Genomic DNA, 18,472 nt, shown 5'->3' with positions numbered 1-18,472 from the left:
TCAGCCGGATATTGACGTCCCTGAAAGGGCCGTCGTCGTCGTCGGACATCATCGAACAAAAGCATGAATTTCATGCCATAAGCTCTTCCTGTAACCGATCGGCGGGTTACCTCTTCACGAGCGCAACCTAGCGATGCTGGAGTATGCTGAATAACCCATCGCAGCCTGCAGAATTGTGAAAAAATGAACAAACCTGCCCAAAAACGGGAGATATGCCTCTGCTGCTACGACTTTTAAGCGATTTCTAAGACACGGCATGGCCGCTGCGCTTCCTTCTCCCATCCAGACTGTTACTGTCGGTCCCGGATTTGCACCAGGTCCACCGCGCCGCAGCCGCCGGAAATCCGGTAGACGCGACGACGGGTCACGGACTGACGACAGCGAGCCCGGCTTCGATTCGATCGATGGCCGTTCCCCTCTGCCGATCACCGTCGGTGGGGAATTGCACCCCGCCCCGAAGGATAAGCAACTTATTGTATGAAAGTGTATCATCCTGTGAAGCAAATTGCAAGTGCTAGACTAGGAATTAAATCCGTCAGCTTACGCGGACCGAAGCCATCTTCTCCTGGCCCTTCAAGGCGTCGACATGCTCCATGCCGGAAGAGACCTTGCCGAAAACGGTATGTACGCCGTCCAGATGAGGCTGCGGATTATAGCAAATATAAAATTGGCTGCCGCCGGTATTCGGACCGCGGTGAGCCATCGCCAAGCTTCCCCGCTCATGCCTGTTCTTGTTGTGCTCGCAGTTAATGGAGTAGCCGGGACCTCCGGTGCCATTGCCGTTAGGGCATCCGCCCTGCGCGACGAACCCGGGAATGACGCGATGGAACGGAATTCCGTCGTAGAAGCCTTCATTCGCAAGCTTCTCGAAATTCGCCACCGTGTTCGGAGCGTCTTGATCGAACAGCTCGAGAACGACTTCGTTGCCGTCCGCCAATGTGATAGTTGCTTGTTTTGCCATGGGGTAATCCTCCTTCGTTGCGTTTCGAAATCTATTGTACAATAACTTCGCCGCAATCACCATGCGAAGTCTTGCGGCTTTTCCGGCGTCGAATTGCCTTCCCCCTCCTGCCCAGCAGACGGCTTGAACAGGACATAGGCTTGCTTGGACAAATCGTAGACCACGATCCCCTTCTGCAAATGTCCGTCATTGTCCGTAATGGAATAGGAAAGCAGCGCCCGGCTTCCCTCGGGACTCCATTCCACCAGACGGAAATACGGGTCCGGACGAGGCTGCCGATCAGCTTGAAACGCGTTGCGGCTTACCAAATACTCATAGAGATTGTCTGCCAGGACAGAGCGTCCCGCATCGACGTCGACCAGATCGATACCGCCGGATATCCTCCCGCCGTACTCAATCGCCAGACCTTTTCCGTCAGGAGACCACACAAGCCTTTCGACGCTAAGCCACTCTCCGTCCAGCCGATACGTGATGCCTCTCTCCAGCTCGTGTATCCATACCCTTCCATCGTTATAGCGGGCTTCATTGAATAAGTGAAAAGCGGCGAATTTGCCGTCGGGGGAACGCGAGAACGTGTCGGCCGCGAAGTCGCGTTGGAAGACGTCAAGCGCAAATTGCGCCGCGTCCTTCACCGCAGCTTGCCCGGATTCCGCCACTCGTCCCAGAGCCTCGATCGCCTGGCTTCTGCCCGGATGCTCCGCATAGGGTACGATCTGGTTGCTGGCGTACCACTGGACGTATGCGTTCGGATAGATCAGTCCGTCAAGATACAACCAGAACAAGTCCGGAGCTTCGGGGGAATCGGGCGCCATGAAGTTGGGTCCGGTGGAATCCGGGTGCTTGGCGGCCAGCTCGTCCCAGATCGAGGGGTTGTGCCCAGAATCGGCGAGCCGCTCGCTTGAAACCGCGGATGCCGACGGGCTCGTACTGCCGATTGCTGCGCTTGCAGACGGCGCAATTCCGGATTCGCTTGGCGCCCCCTCCCTCGCTTGTCCGAACTGGCAGCCTCCCGTTACTAGAACCCCGGTCAGCACCAGCAGTTGCAGCGCTTGCTTCGAACGTGGATGATATCGCATAAATTCTCCTTTCCCTGCTCTTTTCCAATGTTCTTCGCTTCACGTCCAGCTTTTTCCTTCCTGCTTGCTGCAACCAACGCAAGTAAAAACGACTCCGCCGTCCTTAGGTACGGCGGCAGACGTTTTGTATCGAGCTATCAGATGGGTCTAAAATGACTAAATTGTATACTTTCTGATAGGGTAAAATAGGCCGCCTCATAAGCGACCTTATGAGCAGCCTTGGCTTCATTTCGGAGTCACAGCAAAAGACCGCAAATATACAATGGCGGCACAGGAATAGAATCCCTCATGCCGCCATCTCTTTTACTTCGCGATCGCTTGCTTTTGCAGTCTTTGCGGAATAATGTCGTTGCCGACAATATTGTCATAGGTTTCGCGTGCGACAACCAGATCCGCTTGGCCATCCTTCACGAAGACGACGGCCGGACGGCGAATCCGGTTATAGTTGCTCGCCATGGCATAGTTGTAAGCGCCGGTGCAGAATACGGCAAGCAGATCGCCGGATTGTACGGAAGGCAGCTTCAAATCCCAGATGAGCATATCGCCGCTTTCGCAGCATTTGCCGGCTACGGACACAACCTCGTCGGCCGAGTCGTTCGCGCGATTGGCAAGAACCGCCTCGTATTTGGATTCGTACAGCGCCGGACGCGGGTTGTCCGTCATGCCTCCGTCCACCGCAACATATTTGCGCACTCCGGGAATGTCCTTGCTCGTCCCTACCGTGTACAGGGTCGTACCCGCGTCGCCCACGATGCTGCGTCCCGGCTCGATCCAGATTTCCGGCAGCGGGAAGCTTGCGCTTTCGCACGTCTTGCGAACCGCTTCGGAAATAGCTTCCACATACACGCCGACTGGCAGCGGTTGATCGCCTTCGACGTAACGAATGCCGAAGCCTCCGCCCAGATTGAGCACCGTAAAGGTATGATTTAGCTTATCGCGAATTTCTACCGCAAAGGCGGATACTTTCTCGACCGCCATCCGGAAGCCTTCCACCTCGAAAATCTGGGAGCCGATATGGGAATGAACGCCCAGAACCTTCAGGTTAGGCAGGCCGATCGCCGTTTCGATCGCTTGGAACGCTGTGCCGTTGCCCAGATCGAAGCCGAACTTCGAATCCTGCTGGCCGGTCGAAATATAATCGTGCGTATGCGCCTCAACCCCGGGAGTGATGCGAAGCAGCACGTTCACGCGCTTGCCCTTGTCTCCCGCCAATGCGTTCAACAGGTGCAGCTCGCTGAAGTTGTCGACCACGAAGCAGCCGATGCCTGCGTCCAGCGCCATCACGATCTCTTCCGGCGTCTTGTTGTTGCCGTGAAAGTGAATGCGCTCCGCCGGGAAGCCCGCTTGAAGCGCAGTGTACAATTCGCCGTCCGAGACGACATCCAGGCTCATTCCCTCTTCCTCCGCGATGCGGCACATGGCCATCACGCAGAAGGCTTTGGAGGCGTAAGCGACCTGATGGCGCATGCCGGTCTCGCGGAAGGCTTCCATGAATTCGCGGGCGCGCTGGCGAACCAGTGCCTCGTCTACGATGTACAGGGGCGTTCCGAACTCCTTCGCCAGATCGGTAACGTCGCAGCCTCCGATTTCCAGATGACCTTTGCTATTTATTTTGCTTGTACCATGCAAGAACATATTGTTTTCCCCTTTGGTGAATTTTCCGGCCTGCGGTCGTCTCTGACTTCATCCGGTTCTTTTGCACTTTAAGACTCAGTATAACGGAAAAGCATCAAAGGGGAAATGGAGGATTTGCCACATGATTTGCACTATTGCCTTGCTCATACCGGCTGTTTGCGGTTTTTTTTCGTGCGATAGATCGACAGACGCTTCTTGTTGCTGGAGAGCGGCATCCGGAACAGGATATCGCGGAAGGCCGCTGCGTTGAACGGCAGGAAAGGCCACAAGTAAGGCGTATTGAAGGAGCGCTCCATCGCCAGGAAGAGGAACATCAGCGTCGTCCCGACAACAAAGCCGATCTCTCCGAAAAAAAACACCGCGAGCAGCAGCCCTAGTCGAATAATCCGGTTGGCTAATCCAAGCTCGTAGCTGGGCGTTGCGAACATGCCGATAGCGGACACTGCCATATATAAAATGACCTCATTGACGAACAGTCCCGTCTTCACTGCGATATCTCCGATCAGAATCGCCGACAGGAGCGTCATCGCGGTGACAAGGGGAGCAGGCGTATGGACGGCGGCAAGCCTGAGCAGATCGACGCCGATCTCCGCAATGAGGAACTGGAGGATCAACGGGATTTCCCCCGTTTTCTCCGTGCCTACAAACCATAGCCAGTCCGGACGCAGCGACGCTTTCACGTTGTACAGAAACCAGAGCGGCATCAGAAACAGGGAGGTAAAAATCCCTAAGTATCTCACCCATCTCATATAGGAGCCCATGAACGGATTCTGCCGGTTCTCTTCGGCATGCTGAACCAGATCGAAGTAGGTTGTCGGCAGCAAGATCGCGCTGGGAGAGGTGTCCACGATAACCGTGACGCTTCCGTCCAGCAGTTGCGCCGCCACAACGTCCGGCCTCTCCGTGTAGCGCACCAGCGGGAACGGGCTCCAGCTACCGCCGCTCACCGTCATTTCCTCCAACTGCTTGTCCGCCAAGGGCAAGCCGTCGATATCGATCGCTTTGATCTTGTCCCGGATGGATTCGACCAGCTCGGTATTGGCGATATCCTCGACGTATCCGATGCAGACGTCGGTCTGCGTCCGGCGCCCGACTCTTATGACCTCGAAGCGCAGATTCGGGTCGCGCAGCCTTCTGCGGATAAGCGCCACATTCACGATCAGCGTCTCCGTAAAGCCGTCCTGGCTGCCCCGGACGACCTTCTCCAGCGATGGCTGCTCCGGATTGCGCGCAGGAAAACTTTTCGCGTCGATCATCAATGCCGCCGGCTGTCCCTCCACGTAGAAAGCCGTGTTGCCCATCAACACCTCGTCGATCATCAGGGGAAACGAGGTTGTCCTCTTCACCTGCACGGCGGGCACGTACCGTTCGAGAAAGGCCTGAAGCGCGTCGGAATCAAGCTCGCTGTCCGGCTCCAGGTAGGTCAGCCGCTTGATGATCTCCGTCAGCGCCGTATCCTTGGCGAATACGCTCAGAAACAGAAGCGCCACTCTTCGCCCGCCGAAAGTCATCTCCCGAACCTGAACCTCGAAGCTTTTGTCCAGACCGATCGTATTGCGCAGCAGCTCCTTCCAGGAGTGCAGATCGTCGGGAATGCGCTGCTGCGGCTTACGCGCCGTCTCGGACGCCGTCGGCATGATCTTTTCCGCAGTCTCGCTCTCCTTGCCGGAGCGCCGATCACCCTCACCCGTCCGCGCGGCTCCGGTCTCTTCGTCGCGCTCCGGGCCGCGCGGCCAACGGCCGGCGTGGTTCAAATCCATGCTTCCGTGTTCGGTCGTTTCCATGCGTTCACGCTCCTTAAGGTTGCAGCCAAAGCCAATCGACAAGAGAACCGGTTACCTTGCCCAGCACCATAGCCGTTAACAGGGACAGCAAATACGGCTTAAGCTTCAGGCGCTTGGCCAGGATCGGCAGCACATTGAGCACCTCGGTAAGCGCAGCCGCGAACATTCCTACGAATAAGCCCTGAAACAAGGCCGGGATAAGCAGCACGACGGAAGAAATCCGATAGGCCCAATGGAACAGATCGGCGCTGCTCCAATATACCGCGCCCAGCAGCACCCCGGATTCGAACACGGCAGAGCGTCTGTGCGCCCGGGTGAATTGCACCAAGCGGGGGATTAGATCGAGGACGATCAGCAAGGCGACGAAGGCGCTCCCGACCGTAAAACCGCCTGCCAGCCCGACAACGGCCAGCAGCGCATTCCGGGCGAACTCAACCACCGCCGCGTCCCTCGTGTTTTTTCCGATACTCCTCGGTAATGACATAGTGGTTCACGTTTTCCTGATACATAAACATCTCCACCTCCAGCGGATTCGGTTCGTCGTTCAGGCGCTTGCGCAGCAGTCGGTTAAAGAAGAGCAGCATGCCCATCCCGATTCCGATCGAATAAGGAATTTGGAACACCCAGGGATGCGCGGCACTGCTTCCCGTGATCAGCTCGGTAATCCGGCGCTGCACCGCCGGCATGTTGACGTCGGCGTGAAAATTCATCATCGCCATCCCCGAGCCGAAAAACAACAGCAGCCATGCCATCGTCAAGATGAACCTGCGGGGCTTGATCTCGCCGCCGGAGGACACCTCCAGGAGGACATGAGGCTCTCCGAACGTCTCGATAACCATGCCCGGCTCCGCTTCGCGAATGGCTTTCACCACTTGAAGCATATCGATGAGAAGCAAGTTGCCGTCGCCTGACGTCACCCGATGAAGCGGCAGACGCTCCAATTTTGCCTGCAGCCCCGCTTCCGTGACCAGCCGGGCAACATCCCCGAGCGTGACGTTCGCTTCCGGGCTGATAACGGCTCTGCGGCGCAATCGAACGTATACGACTTTGGATTCCGCTTCAGCTCGATCCAACGGCCTCCCCTCCCTTAGCGCATTTCGCTTAGTATGAGGCACGGCTGCCCAATCTAACCGGACTTAAGCCAAAATGCCGATAAGCGGCAAAAAACAGGCTTTCCCACTTCTCGCGCGCTTCAGCCGACAGAACGGCGAGGCAATGCGAGAGGCAAGAAAGCCTGTTGGGAAGAGCTTCGACTGCTCACTGAGCGATCTGCTCCTTGATGTTCTGCAATATCTTTTTTTCCAATCTGCTGACCTGCACCTGCGAGATGCCGAGCCGTCCCGCTACCTCGGATTGGGTCTGATCGCGGAAATAACGAAGATAGATGATCAGCCTCTCCCGTTCGCTCAAGCCCTGTATAGCCTCCGTCAAAGCAAGCTTATCGAACCAGCGCTCCTGCGACTCATCCGCAATTTGGTCCATAAGCGTAATCGGATCGCCGTCGTTCTCGAACACCGTCTCATGAATCGACGACGGAGGCTTATTGGCTTCCTGGGCAAACACGATCTCCTCCGGCGTGACCCCGATTTCGGCGGCGATCTCGCTAATGGCAGGCGCTCGGCCGTAACGCTTGGACAATTCATCCTTCACCTTGCGGACGCGGTTGGCCATCTCCTTCAGCGAGCGGCTGACCTTTAGCGTCCCGTCGTCTCTCAGAAACCTCTGAATCTCGCCGATGATCATCGGTACCGCATAGGTCGAAAATTTGACGTCGTACGATAGATCGAACTTGTCCACCGACTTCAGCAAGCCGATACAGCCGATCTGAAACAGGTCGTCGCTGTCATAGCCGCGGTTCGAAAAGCGCTGCACGACCGACCATACCAGACGGATATTGCTGTTGACGAGCGTATCGCGCGCGGTCGTATCACCGGATTGACTCAGCGCAATCAAGCGCTTCACTTCGCTGTCATCCAAGTATGCCGGCGGAGACGTTCGTTTCCATTCTGCTTCCATGCCTCCAACCCCTGCCGCACGGTTTTAGTTAAACAACGCTTTTTTGGATTCTATCCGCTTCTTCATCCGCAAGGACGTGCCGCCCGATTCCGAGCTCGCGACGTCAAATTCGTCCATGAAGTTTTCCATGATCGTAAAGCCCATCCCCGAGCGTTCCAGTTCGGGCCGGGAGGTATAGAGAGGCTGCCGGGCCAAATCCAGATCCTCGATCCCTCTCCCCTGATCGCTGATCGCAAGAGATACCTGATCTCCGTCTATCTCCGCCTCCACGGTCACGAAGCCTTCGGCGGCGCCGTCATAGCCATGGATAATCGCGTTGGTGACCGCCTCCGAGACAACCGTTTTGATCTCGTCCAGCTGCTCCATCGTCGGATCCAATTGGGAGACGAATGCCGCTACGGACACTCTGGCAAATGCTTCATTCTCGGATCGACTCGCGAAAACAAGCTTCATATAGTTATGCCCGCTCATGAGACAACCTCCAGACTCGCAACCGCTGAACGCTCGGTGTCGTAGAACGATAGAATTTTGAACAGCCCCGACAGCTCGAACAGCCTCCTCACGCTGGACTGCGTATCGCAGACGACCATTTTCCCGCCGCGGCTTTTGATCAGCTTATACCGGCCAAGAACGACGCCAAGGCCCGAGCTGTCCATGAAGTGCAGCTCCTTCAGGCTGAGTACGACATGGTCGACTCGACCTCTCAGTATCGCATCCTCCATCTTGAATCGAACGATATCCGCCGTATGGTGGTCCAGCTCCCCTCTCAACCGGACGATCAGCACGTTGCGGTGCTGCTCCAGCTCGACCTGCAAGCTCATGTTCATTTCCCCTTCCCCATATCCTGTTTGCCTCGTCACCATTTCTACGAAGAGCTCTCCCATTCCTGCCCTCCGACAAAACTAGAAGCTACGTTGCCGAATTCGACATTTCGCGGCAAGAGGCGGCGGGCCTGATCGTCCTGCCGCCTCTGCAGACGCTATTCCGAATCCGAGAAGAACAGATGGCCTGTCGTCCTGCGAAGAAGCGTCCACCAATTCGCTCGACTGACCGCCATCGGGGATTCTACGGGAAACTCTGTCAGAACCTCGTCGCCGCGGTAAACGACGAGCTTGCCGATAGACTGCCCGATCTCGACCGGCGCTTTCACATTCGGCGCAAGCACGAGTTCATGACGAATGCCCTGGCCTGCGTCGCCCTTCTTCAGAAGCACGCTGTAGGAGCGCTTGGCGGTCAGCGGGATGCGATCGACCTTTCCCTTCTCCACCTTAAGCGTACCGATCGGATCGCCCTTCTTGTAGAGCGGCACGTTCGTGTACTGGGCGAACGCGTAATCGAACAGATGGGATACCTCGGCGTTGCGGATCTTCGTGTTCGGCTCGCCCATCACGACGGCGATCAGGCGCAGATTGTCTCTGCGGGCTGTCGCCGACAAGCAGAACTTCGCTTCGCTCGTGAAGCCGGTCTTTAATCCGTCGGCGCCGCTGTAGAACCGTACAAGCTTATTCGTATTCACGAGCCAGAACGGCTTGGGGCTGCCTTTGCGCAAGTAGTCCTGATACATCCCCGTGTATTTCGTAATATTCTCGTACTTGAGCAATTCCCGGGACATCAGCGCGATGTCGCGGGCCGAGGATACGTGACCTTCCGCGGGAAGACCGTTGCAGTTGACGAACCTGGTGTTCTTCATGCCAAGCTCGGCCGCTTTCTTGTTCATCATTTCCACGAAATGCGACTCGCTGCCTCCAAGCTTCTCGGCCAGAGCGACAGATGCGTCGTTGCCGGAAGCAAGGGCGACGCCTTTGAGCATGTCTTCTACCGTCATTTCCTCTCCAGGCTCAAGAAAGATCTGCGATCCGCCCATGGAGGAAGCGTATTCGCTTGCCCGGACTTTGTCGGTCCACTTCAAACGCCCTTCGTCGATGGCTTCCATTACAAGCAGCATCGTCATGATCTTCGTAATGCTCGCGGGCGGCAGAGATGCGGAGCTGTTCTTCTCGTAGATGACGGTCCCGCTGTCCGCATCCATGAGAATCGCCGACTTGGCATTGGATGCCATATCTGCGGCAGGCGACTTCCCCGCAGGCTCTTTTGCCTGAACCCCGGCAGGCATCGTCAAGGCAAAGATCAATACCCCGAACAAAATGCGAGGCAGAAGGCGAAACTTAAGTCGTTGCGTATCGCTGAAGGCCACTGGTGGCTCCCCCTCCTGAGACCGATAACGGCCAAAGTATGTTTTCCCACTAGTTTGTCCTTCCGCTATGGAATATATTCCCCCAAGTAAAAACGGCTTCGCCGTCCTTGGATTCGGGGGCAGACGTTTTGTATCGAGCTATCAGATGGGGATAAGCATGTCTAAATTTTATACTTTCTGTTATTGAAAAAAATAGAACGCGTCGGCATCGACGCGTTCTTCTTGACGCTATTCGGTTGTTCGCGCAGAGGAATCGAACAGATGAGCCCGCGACGGCTCGCTAAGCTCATCCAGCCTCCAAAACGCAATATTGTAGATTCCCTTCGCCTTCGCAGCTTGAATCCAATGATCGAGCGTCATCCCGTCGGCATACCAGACCGTGTGCTTCGCATTCGCCGAATCTGTGTACGAGAAGCTCATTCCGCCGCTCGCCTTATCCCGTGCGGGAGAAGCGGCATTCTGCCTAGCCAGCTCAGAGGCTTCAAGCTCGGTCAATGCTGTGGCTTTGCCAGTGCTTGCCTCCCAATCGAAGCCGCCGGTTGCCAGCGCGATATACGCCGTTCCGGGAACCCCTTTCATTCTCGCAGCCAGCTTCCCGACAAACGAGATATCTGCTTTAGGCCCCGGGCCGCTGTGTCCGCCATACAGATTGTAGGCCATCATCACGTAGATCGGGCCTTCCGGAAGGTCCAGGCTTTCAATCGGAGCCCGTGGCTCGAAGACCACTCTAAGAGACTTTCCTTCCGCCTTCAGACGAGGATGCAGCTCTTTGACAAGGCGAACGAAATTCGGCCAATCCTTGTCCTCGACTTTCTCATAATCCAGCTCGATTCCGCTAAAGCCGTAAGATTTCGTCGCTGCGACCATTTCGTCGATATGACGGCTGCGGCTTCCCGAATCGGCGACCAGATTGGAGACGAGAGCGGAATCCTTCTGCGATTGCTTGCCATCCGGATATACAATATCGTTGACCAGCGTCAAGTATAGTTCCTGTAACCCGTCGCGCTCGGCCACTCGTTTGATCTCGGGAAGCGCTTTGTGAAATTGATCCGTGAAATGCAAACGGCCGGAAGGCTCGAAATAGGCGGCAAACACTTGAAGACTCGTGAGGCCGGAGGAGACGAACTCCAGATCCGCCAGCCCTGCCTCCCATCGCCAATCCGCCAGCCAAGCCGATCTCTCCGTTTTATATTCGGTTATTTGCGGCTTCTTGGCCGCTCCGAACACGTCCTGTTTAAACAAATAGAGCAGGAAGGCGGCCAGAATCAAGACCGCCGACAGCCCTGTGACCATCATCACCCGTTTTCGCTTATAGGAATGAGAGGCTCTATACCTCATACGTCGTCCTCCCTCTTTGTGCCGTCAAAATGAATCGATCATCCAATCAATCGTCGAGTTGAATCTGCGCTTCGCTTGGCTGACAAGCTTCTCCATACCGGCGAAGCGATTGCTGTACAACTGCTCTCCGGTTTCTCCCTCTTGCTGAAGGGCATTGATCTTGACGTCCTCGAACACGCCGTCGTAGATGAGATCCTTCTTGTTCTGGTCGTTAAACCTCGACTCAAGTGCAACTGAACCGGAGGCAATGGAAGAATCGATTTCCTTGCCCTGCAGATGAGCTTTACCGTCTATCGTGACGGTGAGCTTATTTCCGCGAAAGAGCAGGCCTACCTTGCGCGTATTGCCGATATTGACCGGATATTGGCTCTCTTCCGTCAGATCCTTGGTGGACGTTTCCAACTGCGAATAGACGGTCGCCTTGTTAAGAGCGAGGTCCGTTTCCTTCCAGGAGACTTCGTCCAATTCCGATTGCAACAGCAGTTCAACCGCTTGCCCGGGTTTCTTCTGCTCTACCGACAACACGTTGTTATCGATGGCAACCCGGACGAAAGAATCCTTGCTTTTGTCGTATCTTGCGTATATCGCCTGACTTCCAACGACGTTTCCTTTCAAACTCGCTTTCAGCTCGATATCCCCGTATCGTTCGCTATCTTTGAGCACAAGCATTCCGTTGTCGGAGGGCTCGGAGGTTAATGCGATCCGATTCTCTATGAATTCGGCTGCGCCTTTAACCGTCTCCCAGTCTGCTGCCCGCTTCTTGTCGCCGAGCACGAATTTCATTTCCTGACCGGTATCTCCGCGAATTTTCATCAGAAGATGGTTCGTATACCAATAAGCAGCCGGCTGCACTCTCGTCAAATCGTAAATATCGGCCGCTTTGTCGTTTAATGCAACGCCATCGCGGTTGAAATGCATTTTGAATATACGTTTGATATTCGTATTGTTCGCATCCGTGACCAGCCTGTTCATCCCTTGGCCAAGGGCATTCGCATGCATAATCATATAGACGTTGGGAACGAAGCCCAGCTTGTCCGTATAGATGGATTCCATCAGCTTGTAATCGGCGGAGATTCTCTCTTCCATCGCATCCCGGTCTTCCGAAGGAATCATATCCTTATCCCGAAGAAAATCCATTAAGTAGTGATTGTAATAATCGATTTTGATTTTATTGCGCAAGTCGTTCTCGTCTTTCACTCCAATAAAGTTGCCTTCGCTGTCGAAAATGTTAATGTACGTCAGACGGTAACCATTGCTCCCCAGCTCCCAGTACCCGTTTTTCATCATTTTCTTCATATCCTTGGGCTGCAGAAATTTACGGTCGCTGTTGCCCATCTTATTGGCATAGGAGAGAAACGTAGCTTTGAAATTGTACTTCTCCAGAAGCGGCTGGGCGAACAGGCCGGAATCGTTGCGGCCGTCTTCGAAGGACAGAAACAGCGCCTTCTCCGGCAGCTTCTTGCCTTTCCCGTAGTAGTCCAGCACATCCTGCTGCGAGATTGTCACATAGCCTTGATCCTTAAGCGCTCTGAGCTGCTTGTTTAACTCCGTCTTGGAGATCAGCTTGGGAGTCCCTGAGCGACTGACGCCGAAATAAGACAAGGCAATAAATCCCTTGTCCTCGTTCCACTTGGAACGATCCGGCTCGGCATAGTGCTTGACATCCACCAGCACATGGAACAGGATGTAGCCTAATACGAGCAGAATTGCAAACTGTACGACCGTTTTAATAACCTTAAATCGGTTCTTTTTCCGAGAGTCAAGGACAGAGCCGTTTTTTTCTCTCCTCATGTCTGCTCCCCTTCATGCGGGGAATCGACCGACGTCGCTAGGACGACATGCCGATTCCTTTTTTATTTTTTTGCTTGCGGGCTTCCTTCTTGTTCCGGGCTTCGATATCCTGCGGCGTCTCGCGGGTGCCCCAGGTCGACTTCCAGAAGGTCACCCAGGCGACGGGCATCTGCCAGAGCAGCACGAATTCGTAAAATACGCAAAAAACCAGTCCGAATATCCACAGCTTGCTCTTGCGATAGAAAAGATGCGCCAAGCTCATCAACAGCGCCATCATCAGCAGCCCCATCAGAAATGTTCCCGGAAACACCTGATGGACCAAGGGAACGTACACCAGATTATATAGCACGATAATCGGAGCGGCGATCGGAACAATGACTCCGATTAGGAAGAACAGAGCCATGAACGGCTCTTTACGCCACATAAACAAGCTTGCTCGCAGCGATTCCCTAAGCCAAGAACGCTTCCAGCGCATTTGCTGCTTAAGAAAGACGCCCATATCGGACGGTACGATCGTGGAACAGATCGCTTTGTCTTGATAGCCTGTACGATGGGTTTGCAAAATATAGTTGGTCATGCTTCGATCGTCGCCGAACGTGGCCGGCTGTCCGAGGAACTTCTGCGTCAGCCAGGCGTCGGCATGCTTCAATACGAGCTCCTTGCGATAGCAGGATAACGGTCCTGACAAACACGTAACGCTGTCGAACCAGGATTCGGCGGCTTTCATGATCCGGAACGCGATATAGTAACGAACGGTCTGCAGCTTCGTAATAGAGTTCGTATATTTGTTCTCCACGTCTGTACGCCCGGCTACGCCGCCCATCTTGCGATCCTGGAACGGCTGAACGAGATGCCGGATGGCATTAGGCTCAAGAAAGCTGTCCGAGTCGACGAATACGACCAGATTATGCTTGGCCATCTCCACTCCCTTCACCAGAGCGACGCGTTTGCCTCCATTCTCGGGAAGAACGTGCATCCTGACTCGTTCTTTGGTGCCGAAACGCTCGGCCTCCTTATGAATCATCTCAATCACTTCGCGAATTTTCTCCGCGGAATTGTCCGTGGAACGATCGTCTACGACGATAACCTCTAGCTTGTGAACCGGATAGTCTTGATTCACGCAGCTCAGAATGGTGCGGTGTATCCATTCCTCCTCGTTAAAACAAGGGATAATGATCGATACGCCTGGAGTAAAGTAGGGATTGATTGGCACGTCGCGATATAAGGCGCCGAACAAGTAACGGGACAGCAGAAAGGACGCGGCAATGAGACTGTAGAGGTACAGCACGAAATTATACTTGAAGTAAATGACGCTCTCCACTCGCATGAGCATGACGAACAGGGCGGCGACAAATAGAAAGCCGCTGGCCATGTAGACGGAATAGCCCCACCGTTTTCTTTGAAAGTACTCGGTCAGAGGCTTCTCGAATTCGAAGGCGAGCATCAGGCGTTCCTCGCCGTCAACCTCGCGGGTAAAGCTGCGGATTACGGTTGCTTGCGTGTTGACTCCCAGCTCAAAGCCTTCCGGCATAGCGCCTGGAGGAATCTGGAAGCGAATATTCACCTTGCCGCCCACTTTGAAGCTGTCGCTGGGTTTATCCAGCGTAACCAATATTCCTGTCGACGAGATATCGACGGAACGCCCTATGACGGCGTGCCGCTTTTTCCTTCGCGCAGGTACGATAAGCACCTCGAACTCCGCTACGTAACGCAAGCTGAGCATACGCATCTGTTCCTGTGCGTAAGCATCGGTGGCGGCGTGATCCATATCGCCCTTGATGCCTCTTCGGTCATTGGAAATACGAATATTATCCGGGTCCGGTACGTTCGATAACGTACGTCTGTCCCCTCTCTGAACCGTCAGCACTTCCTCGATTCGCTTCTTCTTTTTCTTGAACACGATTCGGTCTCCAATCCGTCAAACTGATCGTTAAAGGCTCCAGTAGTAGAAGCCGCTGTCCTCAAAATCCGCTCTGTCGTAAACCCCTTTAATATCGATCAGAATTTTCGTTCGGCCCGCCGCGAACATCTCCTCGTACTCTCGTTTGCTCATCTCGGCGAATTGCTGGTGAGGCACAGCGACGACAACTGCGCTAAGCTCCTTCATATCGCTTATATCGACAAGCTCAATGCCATATTCCTCATGCACTTGCTCGCGATCCACCAATGGATCGGCAACAATTGGCGTTACCCCGTAATCCTTCAATTCTTGAATGATATCCGTAACCTTTGTGTTGCGAATGTCCGCGCAGTTTTCCTTATACGCCAATCCGAGGAAGCCGATTCTTGCGCTTGATGCGTCGATCTTCAGCTTAACAAGCGTCTTGATGATGTTCTGGGCAACATATTTGCCCATCCCGTCATTGATATGTCTTCCGGCTAGGATGATTCTGGAACGGTAGCCGGCGTCTTCGGCCTTGTAAGTCAAGTAGTAAGGATCAATTCCGATGCAGTGCCCGCCGACCAGACCCGGCTTATAGGGAAGGAAGTTCCATTTGGTACCGGCCGCCTGAAGTACGGCTTTCGTTGGGATCCCCATCTGGTTAAACAGCATCGACAGCTCGTTCATGAACGCAATATTGATGTCTCGTTGCGCATTTTCGATCACCTTGGCCGCTTCAGCAACTTTGATGCTTTCAGCCCGATAGACACCGGCCTCGATGATAAGCTCGTAGACTCTCGCAATTGTATTGAGTGTATCCTCATCCATACCGGAAACGATCTTCACGATATTTTCCAGTCGATGCTCCCGATCTCCGGGATTGATTCGTTCAGGCGAGTAGCCCACCTTGAAGTCAATTCCGCAGCGTAGACCCGACTCCGCCTCCAAAATCGGAATGCAAAGCTCCTCCGTCACTCCGGGATATACGGTGGATTCGAAAACCACGATCGATCCTGCCCTTAGCTTGCCGCCAACAATTCGGCTTGCACTCTCGACAAAGTGCAAATCCGGCACATTGCCTCTTTGAATCGGTGTCGGAACGGCCACGATGAAAAAACGAGCCTTCTCCAGCTCTTCTGTCTCCGACGTAAAAAATGCCGTGCTGTTTCTTACCGCCGCATCGCCGATATCACCGGTCAGGTCAATTCCCTGGCGATATCCTTCGATTTTTTTCGTGTTCAAGTCGAACCCGATGACTTCCGCTCGTCTGGCGAAAGCGACTGCAAGAGGCAATCCGACGTAACCAAGGCCAACGACCGCGATCGGATCCAGCCGATCAGCAATCCGCTCATATAAGTCCATATCAACTTCACCCATTTCTCCGCTATTCCTTCAAACCGATAAGATCCGCCATTTTCACAAAGGTAAAGCCTTTCTGCTTTAATCGCTTGATTGCGATCGGCAAGGCTTCTATCGTATGAATATCGTCTAGCATATGGAGCAGGATAACACTTCCGTTCTCGGTCTGCTTCATGATTTTGTTGACGATATCCTCGGCGCTGTTTCGAACATCCCAGTCAAATGTAGTAACATCATATAAAGCAATATCGGGATAGCCGATTGCGGCTATGACCTTCGCGGTTGTATCGTCGATCTCCCCCGTAGGCGGACGGAAAAGCGTTGTCGGCTTTTGCTGAATTGCTTCTGTAATGACATGATGCGCTTTGACGACATCCTCTTGAAGCTCTTGAGGCGTAAGTGTCGTCACGACTGGGTGAGAATAGGAGTGATTCGCGACGTCGTGCCCTTCCTCGATCATCGCTCTTGCCAGATTCGGATTGCCCTCGACTCCCTTGGCTCTCAGGAAAAATGTAGCCTTAACATCATTCTCCGCGAGAATGTCCAATATTTTCGTAATGGTATAATCTGTCCCCCAGTCATCGAAGGTCAGCGTAATTTTCTTCTCATCCGTTACCACATCGTAGATAAGATTGTACTTCTCGTTGGTGTAGTCCATATTCATTCTGATATCGTCGTAACCTGCGATCTGCTCCAGCGGCTTGCGCTCGCCGCCATGAGCTATCAATTCACTTAACGGAATGAGCGCATAACCGACATCCTTGGCAGCTTGTGCAACAATCGGGATCTCCTCGACAAGATCGCTGTTCTCCTCGGTGTCGATCGTAATAATTCCGCCGCGAGTTATGTATTTCCTTACGAAAGATAGCTTGTCTGCATCCGTCTCCCCCTGCCAATTGTGCAGGAACAGACTGTATACGACTACCGCCTCCATTCCCGTCTGGGCGGCCGCAAGCCTGACGTCGTCGGTATAATCCCCCGATCTGGTGCGCAAATAACGGGGCAGCTTCCCGGTTTCCTTCTTGATAATCTCATTGCTGAGCTGAATTTCCTTGTGAATTTGCGTGTAGCTAAGCTTCGACATGTCCAGTCGGCTTAATGTGTTGTTTTCAATCTCATGACCCCTGGATACGATGAATTGTGCGATATCCGGCTCTTCCGCCACGCGCATGCCCGGTACGAAAAAGGTAGCCTTAATGTTGAACTTGTCCAACTCATCCAGCAGTTTCTCCATCGTCTGCTTATCGGCCATTCCGTTAAAGGTAAGCGACAATTCCTTGCGGGCCGTGTATACGTAGGGGAGAACCTTGCTCATTGGGCCCTCGTAGCGAACGACTTCTGACTGGTTGCCAGCTTGCTCGTCCCCCTTCTTCTCCCCTCCAAAAAAGCCGCAGCCCGTAAGCATAGTCAATGATAGGCACACAACGATGCTCTTTCGGCAATATTTGCGAACGATTGACGATATTCTCATGAGAAAAAATACCCCTTTTCCAAAAAGCCAATCAAGATAATACAAAAGACCCATTAAACTAGTCTATGGGAACTATAGTTGAGTATATCGGTTCTGATCCAATATAACTATAGGTCTGAAACAAAAATAGTTTAACAAGACGCGCTGAACAAATTCTGTACAGCCGCCACGCATTATTTCTTACAAAGCCTATGTATAGTTTTTGTTCAGCTGCTACGAGTATTATTTCATGGATGAACCTCCCTGCATAGAAATACGTATATGGTAAATTATTGAAATGATACGGAGGAATAAAATGAAATTCAAAATCTTTGCCTATGTGTTAATTGTCGCAGGCGTTATTCTGCTTGCGTTCCCTTCAGTTCGTGAATATATTTACGATCGGGAGCAGCAGCAGCTTCTCGATTCTCTGGAGCAAAGCCCTGAACGGGCAGCCAAACAAACAAAAATACGCTCGGAGTACGACCGGCTCTCGGCTGTCTTCGACGGTAGCGCGGCAGGACAAGCGGCCGTCGCGAACGTTCCTGCGAATGCGGAAGAAGAGGAGACCGTCGACGAAGGCGCCATCGCCATTATTCAGATCGACAAGATCGATCTGAAGCTGCCCGTGCTGGAGGGCGCTACGATGCAGAATATGAAAGTCGGCGCCGGTCATCTCAAGGAAACGGCCGCGATCGGCGAAGTCGGCAATTCGGCCATCGCCGCACACAGGGCACGCACTACAGGCCGTCTCTTCAATCGTCTAAACGAAATGGAAATCGGAGATCGAATCGACATTCGGCTTAAAGACGGCAAAGCCGCTTATACCGTAACGGAAATCAAGGTCGTGGAGCCGACTGATCTTTCCGTATTGGAAAGCGACGGAAAGGATGCCATGCTTACGTTAATTACTTGCGAGCCGCTAGTTAACCCCACCCACAGATTGATCGTTCATGCCGTCAAAACCGAAGAATAGCTCATCTTTC

General features: G+C 53.7%; 16 protein-coding genes and 1 riboswitch. Of the genes, 1 reads left to right on the top strand and 15 read right to left on the bottom strand.

The features are described from left to right. Positions 1-266 precede the first annotated feature (266 nt). Positions 267-466: riboswitch (FMN riboswitch) on the bottom strand. Between the two features lie 69 nt (positions 467-535). The 15 genes from ACFO1S_RS04625 to ACFO1S_RS04555 all read right to left on the bottom strand — a co-directional run bounded on the left by ACFO1S_RS04625 (position 536) and on the right by ACFO1S_RS04555 (position 17,507). Beyond that, complete coding sequence (locus tag ACFO1S_RS04625) at positions 536-961, bottom strand: peptidylprolyl isomerase (RefSeq protein WP_204603397.1); 426 nt, start codon at positions 959-961, stop codon at positions 536-538. Positions 962-1,017: 56 nt separating this feature from the next. Beyond that, the gene (locus tag ACFO1S_RS04620) at positions 1,018-2,037 is read right to left on the bottom strand and encodes a hypothetical protein (RefSeq protein ID WP_204603398.1); all 1,020 of its coding nucleotides are present in this window, start codon (positions 2,035-2,037) and stop codon (positions 1,018-1,020) included. Positions 2,038-2,340: 303 nt separating this feature from the next. Beyond that, entirely contained in the window at positions 2,341-3,672 is a 1,332-nt protein-coding gene (gene lysA, locus ACFO1S_RS04615; RefSeq protein ID WP_204603399.1) for a diaminopimelate decarboxylase, read from the bottom strand. Between the two features lie 143 nt (positions 3,673-3,815). Next, entirely contained in the window at positions 3,816-5,456 is a 1,641-nt protein-coding gene (locus ACFO1S_RS04610; protein WP_204603400.1) for a spore germination protein, read from the bottom strand. 13 nt (positions 5,457-5,469) lie between these two features. Next, the gene (locus ACFO1S_RS04605) at positions 5,470-5,895 is read right to left on the bottom strand and encodes a stage V sporulation protein AB (RefSeq protein ID WP_378126334.1); all 426 of its coding nucleotides are present in this window, start codon (positions 5,893-5,895) and stop codon (positions 5,470-5,472) included. Beyond that, positions 5,888-6,529 (bottom strand): stage V sporulation protein AA, encoded by a 642-nt coding sequence (locus ACFO1S_RS04600; RefSeq protein ID WP_204603402.1) that lies wholly within the window; start codon positions 6,527-6,529, stop codon positions 5,888-5,890. Before ACFO1S_RS04600 ends, ACFO1S_RS04605 begins: the two co-directional genes overlap by 8 nt. A 184-nt stretch (positions 6,530-6,713) precedes the next feature. Then, a complete protein-coding gene (gene sigF / locus ACFO1S_RS04595) occupies positions 6,714-7,472 on the bottom strand; it encodes an RNA polymerase sporulation sigma factor SigF (RefSeq protein ID WP_204603403.1) in 759 nt (252 codons plus the stop codon). Positions 7,473-7,496: 24 nt separating this feature from the next. After that, entirely contained in the window at positions 7,497-7,943 is a 447-nt protein-coding gene (gene spoIIAB / locus ACFO1S_RS04590) for an anti-sigma F factor (protein WP_204603404.1), read from the bottom strand. Next, positions 7,940-8,293, bottom strand: a complete 354-nt coding sequence (spoIIAA, locus tag ACFO1S_RS04585) for an anti-sigma F factor antagonist (protein ID WP_204603432.1) — start codon at positions 8,291-8,293, stop codon at positions 7,940-7,942. Before spoIIAA ends, spoIIAB begins: the two co-directional genes overlap by 4 nt. A gap of 158 nt (positions 8,294-8,451) precedes the next feature. Then, the gene (locus ACFO1S_RS04580; protein ID WP_204603433.1) at positions 8,452-9,585 is read right to left on the bottom strand and encodes a serine hydrolase; all 1,134 of its coding nucleotides are present in this window, start codon (positions 9,583-9,585) and stop codon (positions 8,452-8,454) included. A gap of 309 nt (positions 9,586-9,894) precedes the next feature. Beyond that, positions 9,895-11,004, bottom strand: a complete 1,110-nt coding sequence (locus ACFO1S_RS04575; protein WP_204603405.1) for a glycosyl hydrolase family 18 protein — start codon at positions 11,002-11,004, stop codon at positions 9,895-9,897. A gap of 24 nt (positions 11,005-11,028) precedes the next feature. Further along, positions 11,029-12,795 (bottom strand): polysaccharide deacetylase family protein, encoded by a 1,767-nt coding sequence (locus ACFO1S_RS04570; protein ID WP_204603406.1) that lies wholly within the window; start codon positions 12,793-12,795, stop codon positions 11,029-11,031. Between the two features lie 37 nt (positions 12,796-12,832). Then, a complete protein-coding gene (locus tag ACFO1S_RS04565; protein ID WP_378126333.1) occupies positions 12,833-14,695 on the bottom strand; it encodes a glycosyltransferase family 2 protein in 1,863 nt (620 codons plus the stop codon). A 30-nt stretch (positions 14,696-14,725) separates the two neighbouring features. Further along, positions 14,726-16,039 carry a nucleotide sugar dehydrogenase gene (locus ACFO1S_RS04560; protein WP_204603407.1) on the bottom strand — a complete coding sequence of 438 codons (1,314 nt, stop codon included), beginning with the start codon at positions 16,037-16,039 and terminating at the stop codon, positions 14,726-14,728. A gap of 22 nt (positions 16,040-16,061) precedes the next feature. Further along, the gene (locus ACFO1S_RS04555) at positions 16,062-17,507 is read right to left on the bottom strand and encodes a polysaccharide deacetylase family protein (RefSeq protein ID WP_204603408.1); all 1,446 of its coding nucleotides are present in this window, start codon (positions 17,505-17,507) and stop codon (positions 16,062-16,064) included. A gap of 295 nt (positions 17,508-17,802) precedes the next feature. On the opposite strand from ACFO1S_RS04555, the gene ACFO1S_RS04550 reads away from it, so the two are divergent. Beyond that, positions 17,803-18,462, top strand: a complete 660-nt coding sequence (locus tag ACFO1S_RS04550; protein WP_204603409.1) for a class D sortase — start codon at positions 17,803-17,805, stop codon at positions 18,460-18,462. Positions 18,463-18,472: the final 10 nt, after the last annotated feature.

The sequence above is a fragment of the Cohnella boryungensis genome (assembly GCF_042651945.1).
Lineage (GTDB): Bacteria > Bacillota > Bacilli > Paenibacillales > Paenibacillaceae > Cohnella > Cohnella boryungensis.
The sequence above is the reverse complement of the archived record's forward strand: the minus strand, read 5'-3'. Positions and strand labels throughout refer to the sequence as shown.

Excerpts from the sequence above, each read along its gene's own strand:
- ACFO1S_RS04555 (WP_204603408.1), bottom strand. The coding sequence starts at position 17,507 with ATGAGAATATCGTCAATCGTTCGCAAATATTGCCGAAAGAGCATCGTT.
- ACFO1S_RS04580 (WP_204603433.1), bottom strand. The coding sequence starts at position 9,585 with ATGCCTGCCGGGGTTCAGGCAAAAGAGCCTGCGGGGAAGTCGCCTGCC.
- ACFO1S_RS04625 (WP_204603397.1), bottom strand. The coding sequence starts at position 961 with ATGGCAAAACAAGCAACTATCACATTGGCGGACGGCAACGAAGTCGTT.
- ACFO1S_RS04620 (WP_204603398.1), bottom strand. The coding sequence starts at position 2,037 with ATGCGATATCATCCACGTTCGAAGCAAGCGCTGCAACTGCTGGTGCTG.
- ACFO1S_RS04560 (WP_204603407.1), bottom strand. The coding sequence starts at position 16,039 with ATGGACTTATATGAGCGGATTGCTGATCGGCTGGATCCGATCGCGGTC.
- ACFO1S_RS04610 (WP_204603400.1), bottom strand. The coding sequence starts at position 5,456 with ATGGAAACGACCGAACACGGAAGCATGGATTTGAACCACGCCGGCCGT.
- spoIIAB (WP_204603404.1), bottom strand. The coding sequence starts at position 7,943 with ATGAGCGGGCATAACTATATGAAGCTTGTTTTCGCGAGTCGATCCGAG.
- sigF (WP_204603403.1), bottom strand. The coding sequence starts at position 7,472 with ATGGAAGCAGAATGGAAACGAACGTCTCCGCCGGCATACTTGGATGAC.
- lysA (WP_204603399.1), bottom strand. The coding sequence starts at position 3,672 with ATGTTCTTGCATGGTACAAGCAAAATAAATAGCAAAGGTCATCTGGAA.
- ACFO1S_RS04575 (WP_204603405.1), bottom strand. The coding sequence starts at position 11,004 with ATGAGGTATAGAGCCTCTCATTCCTATAAGCGAAAACGGGTGATGATG.
- ACFO1S_RS04550 (WP_204603409.1), top strand. The coding sequence starts at position 17,803 with ATGAAATTCAAAATCTTTGCCTATGTGTTAATTGTCGCAGGCGTTATT.
- ACFO1S_RS04570 (WP_204603406.1), bottom strand. The coding sequence starts at position 12,795 with ATGAGGAGAGAAAAAAACGGCTCTGTCCTTGACTCTCGGAAAAAGAAC.
- spoIIAA (WP_204603432.1), bottom strand. The coding sequence starts at position 8,293 with ATGAGCTTGCAGGTCGAGCTGGAGCAGCACCGCAACGTGCTGATCGTC.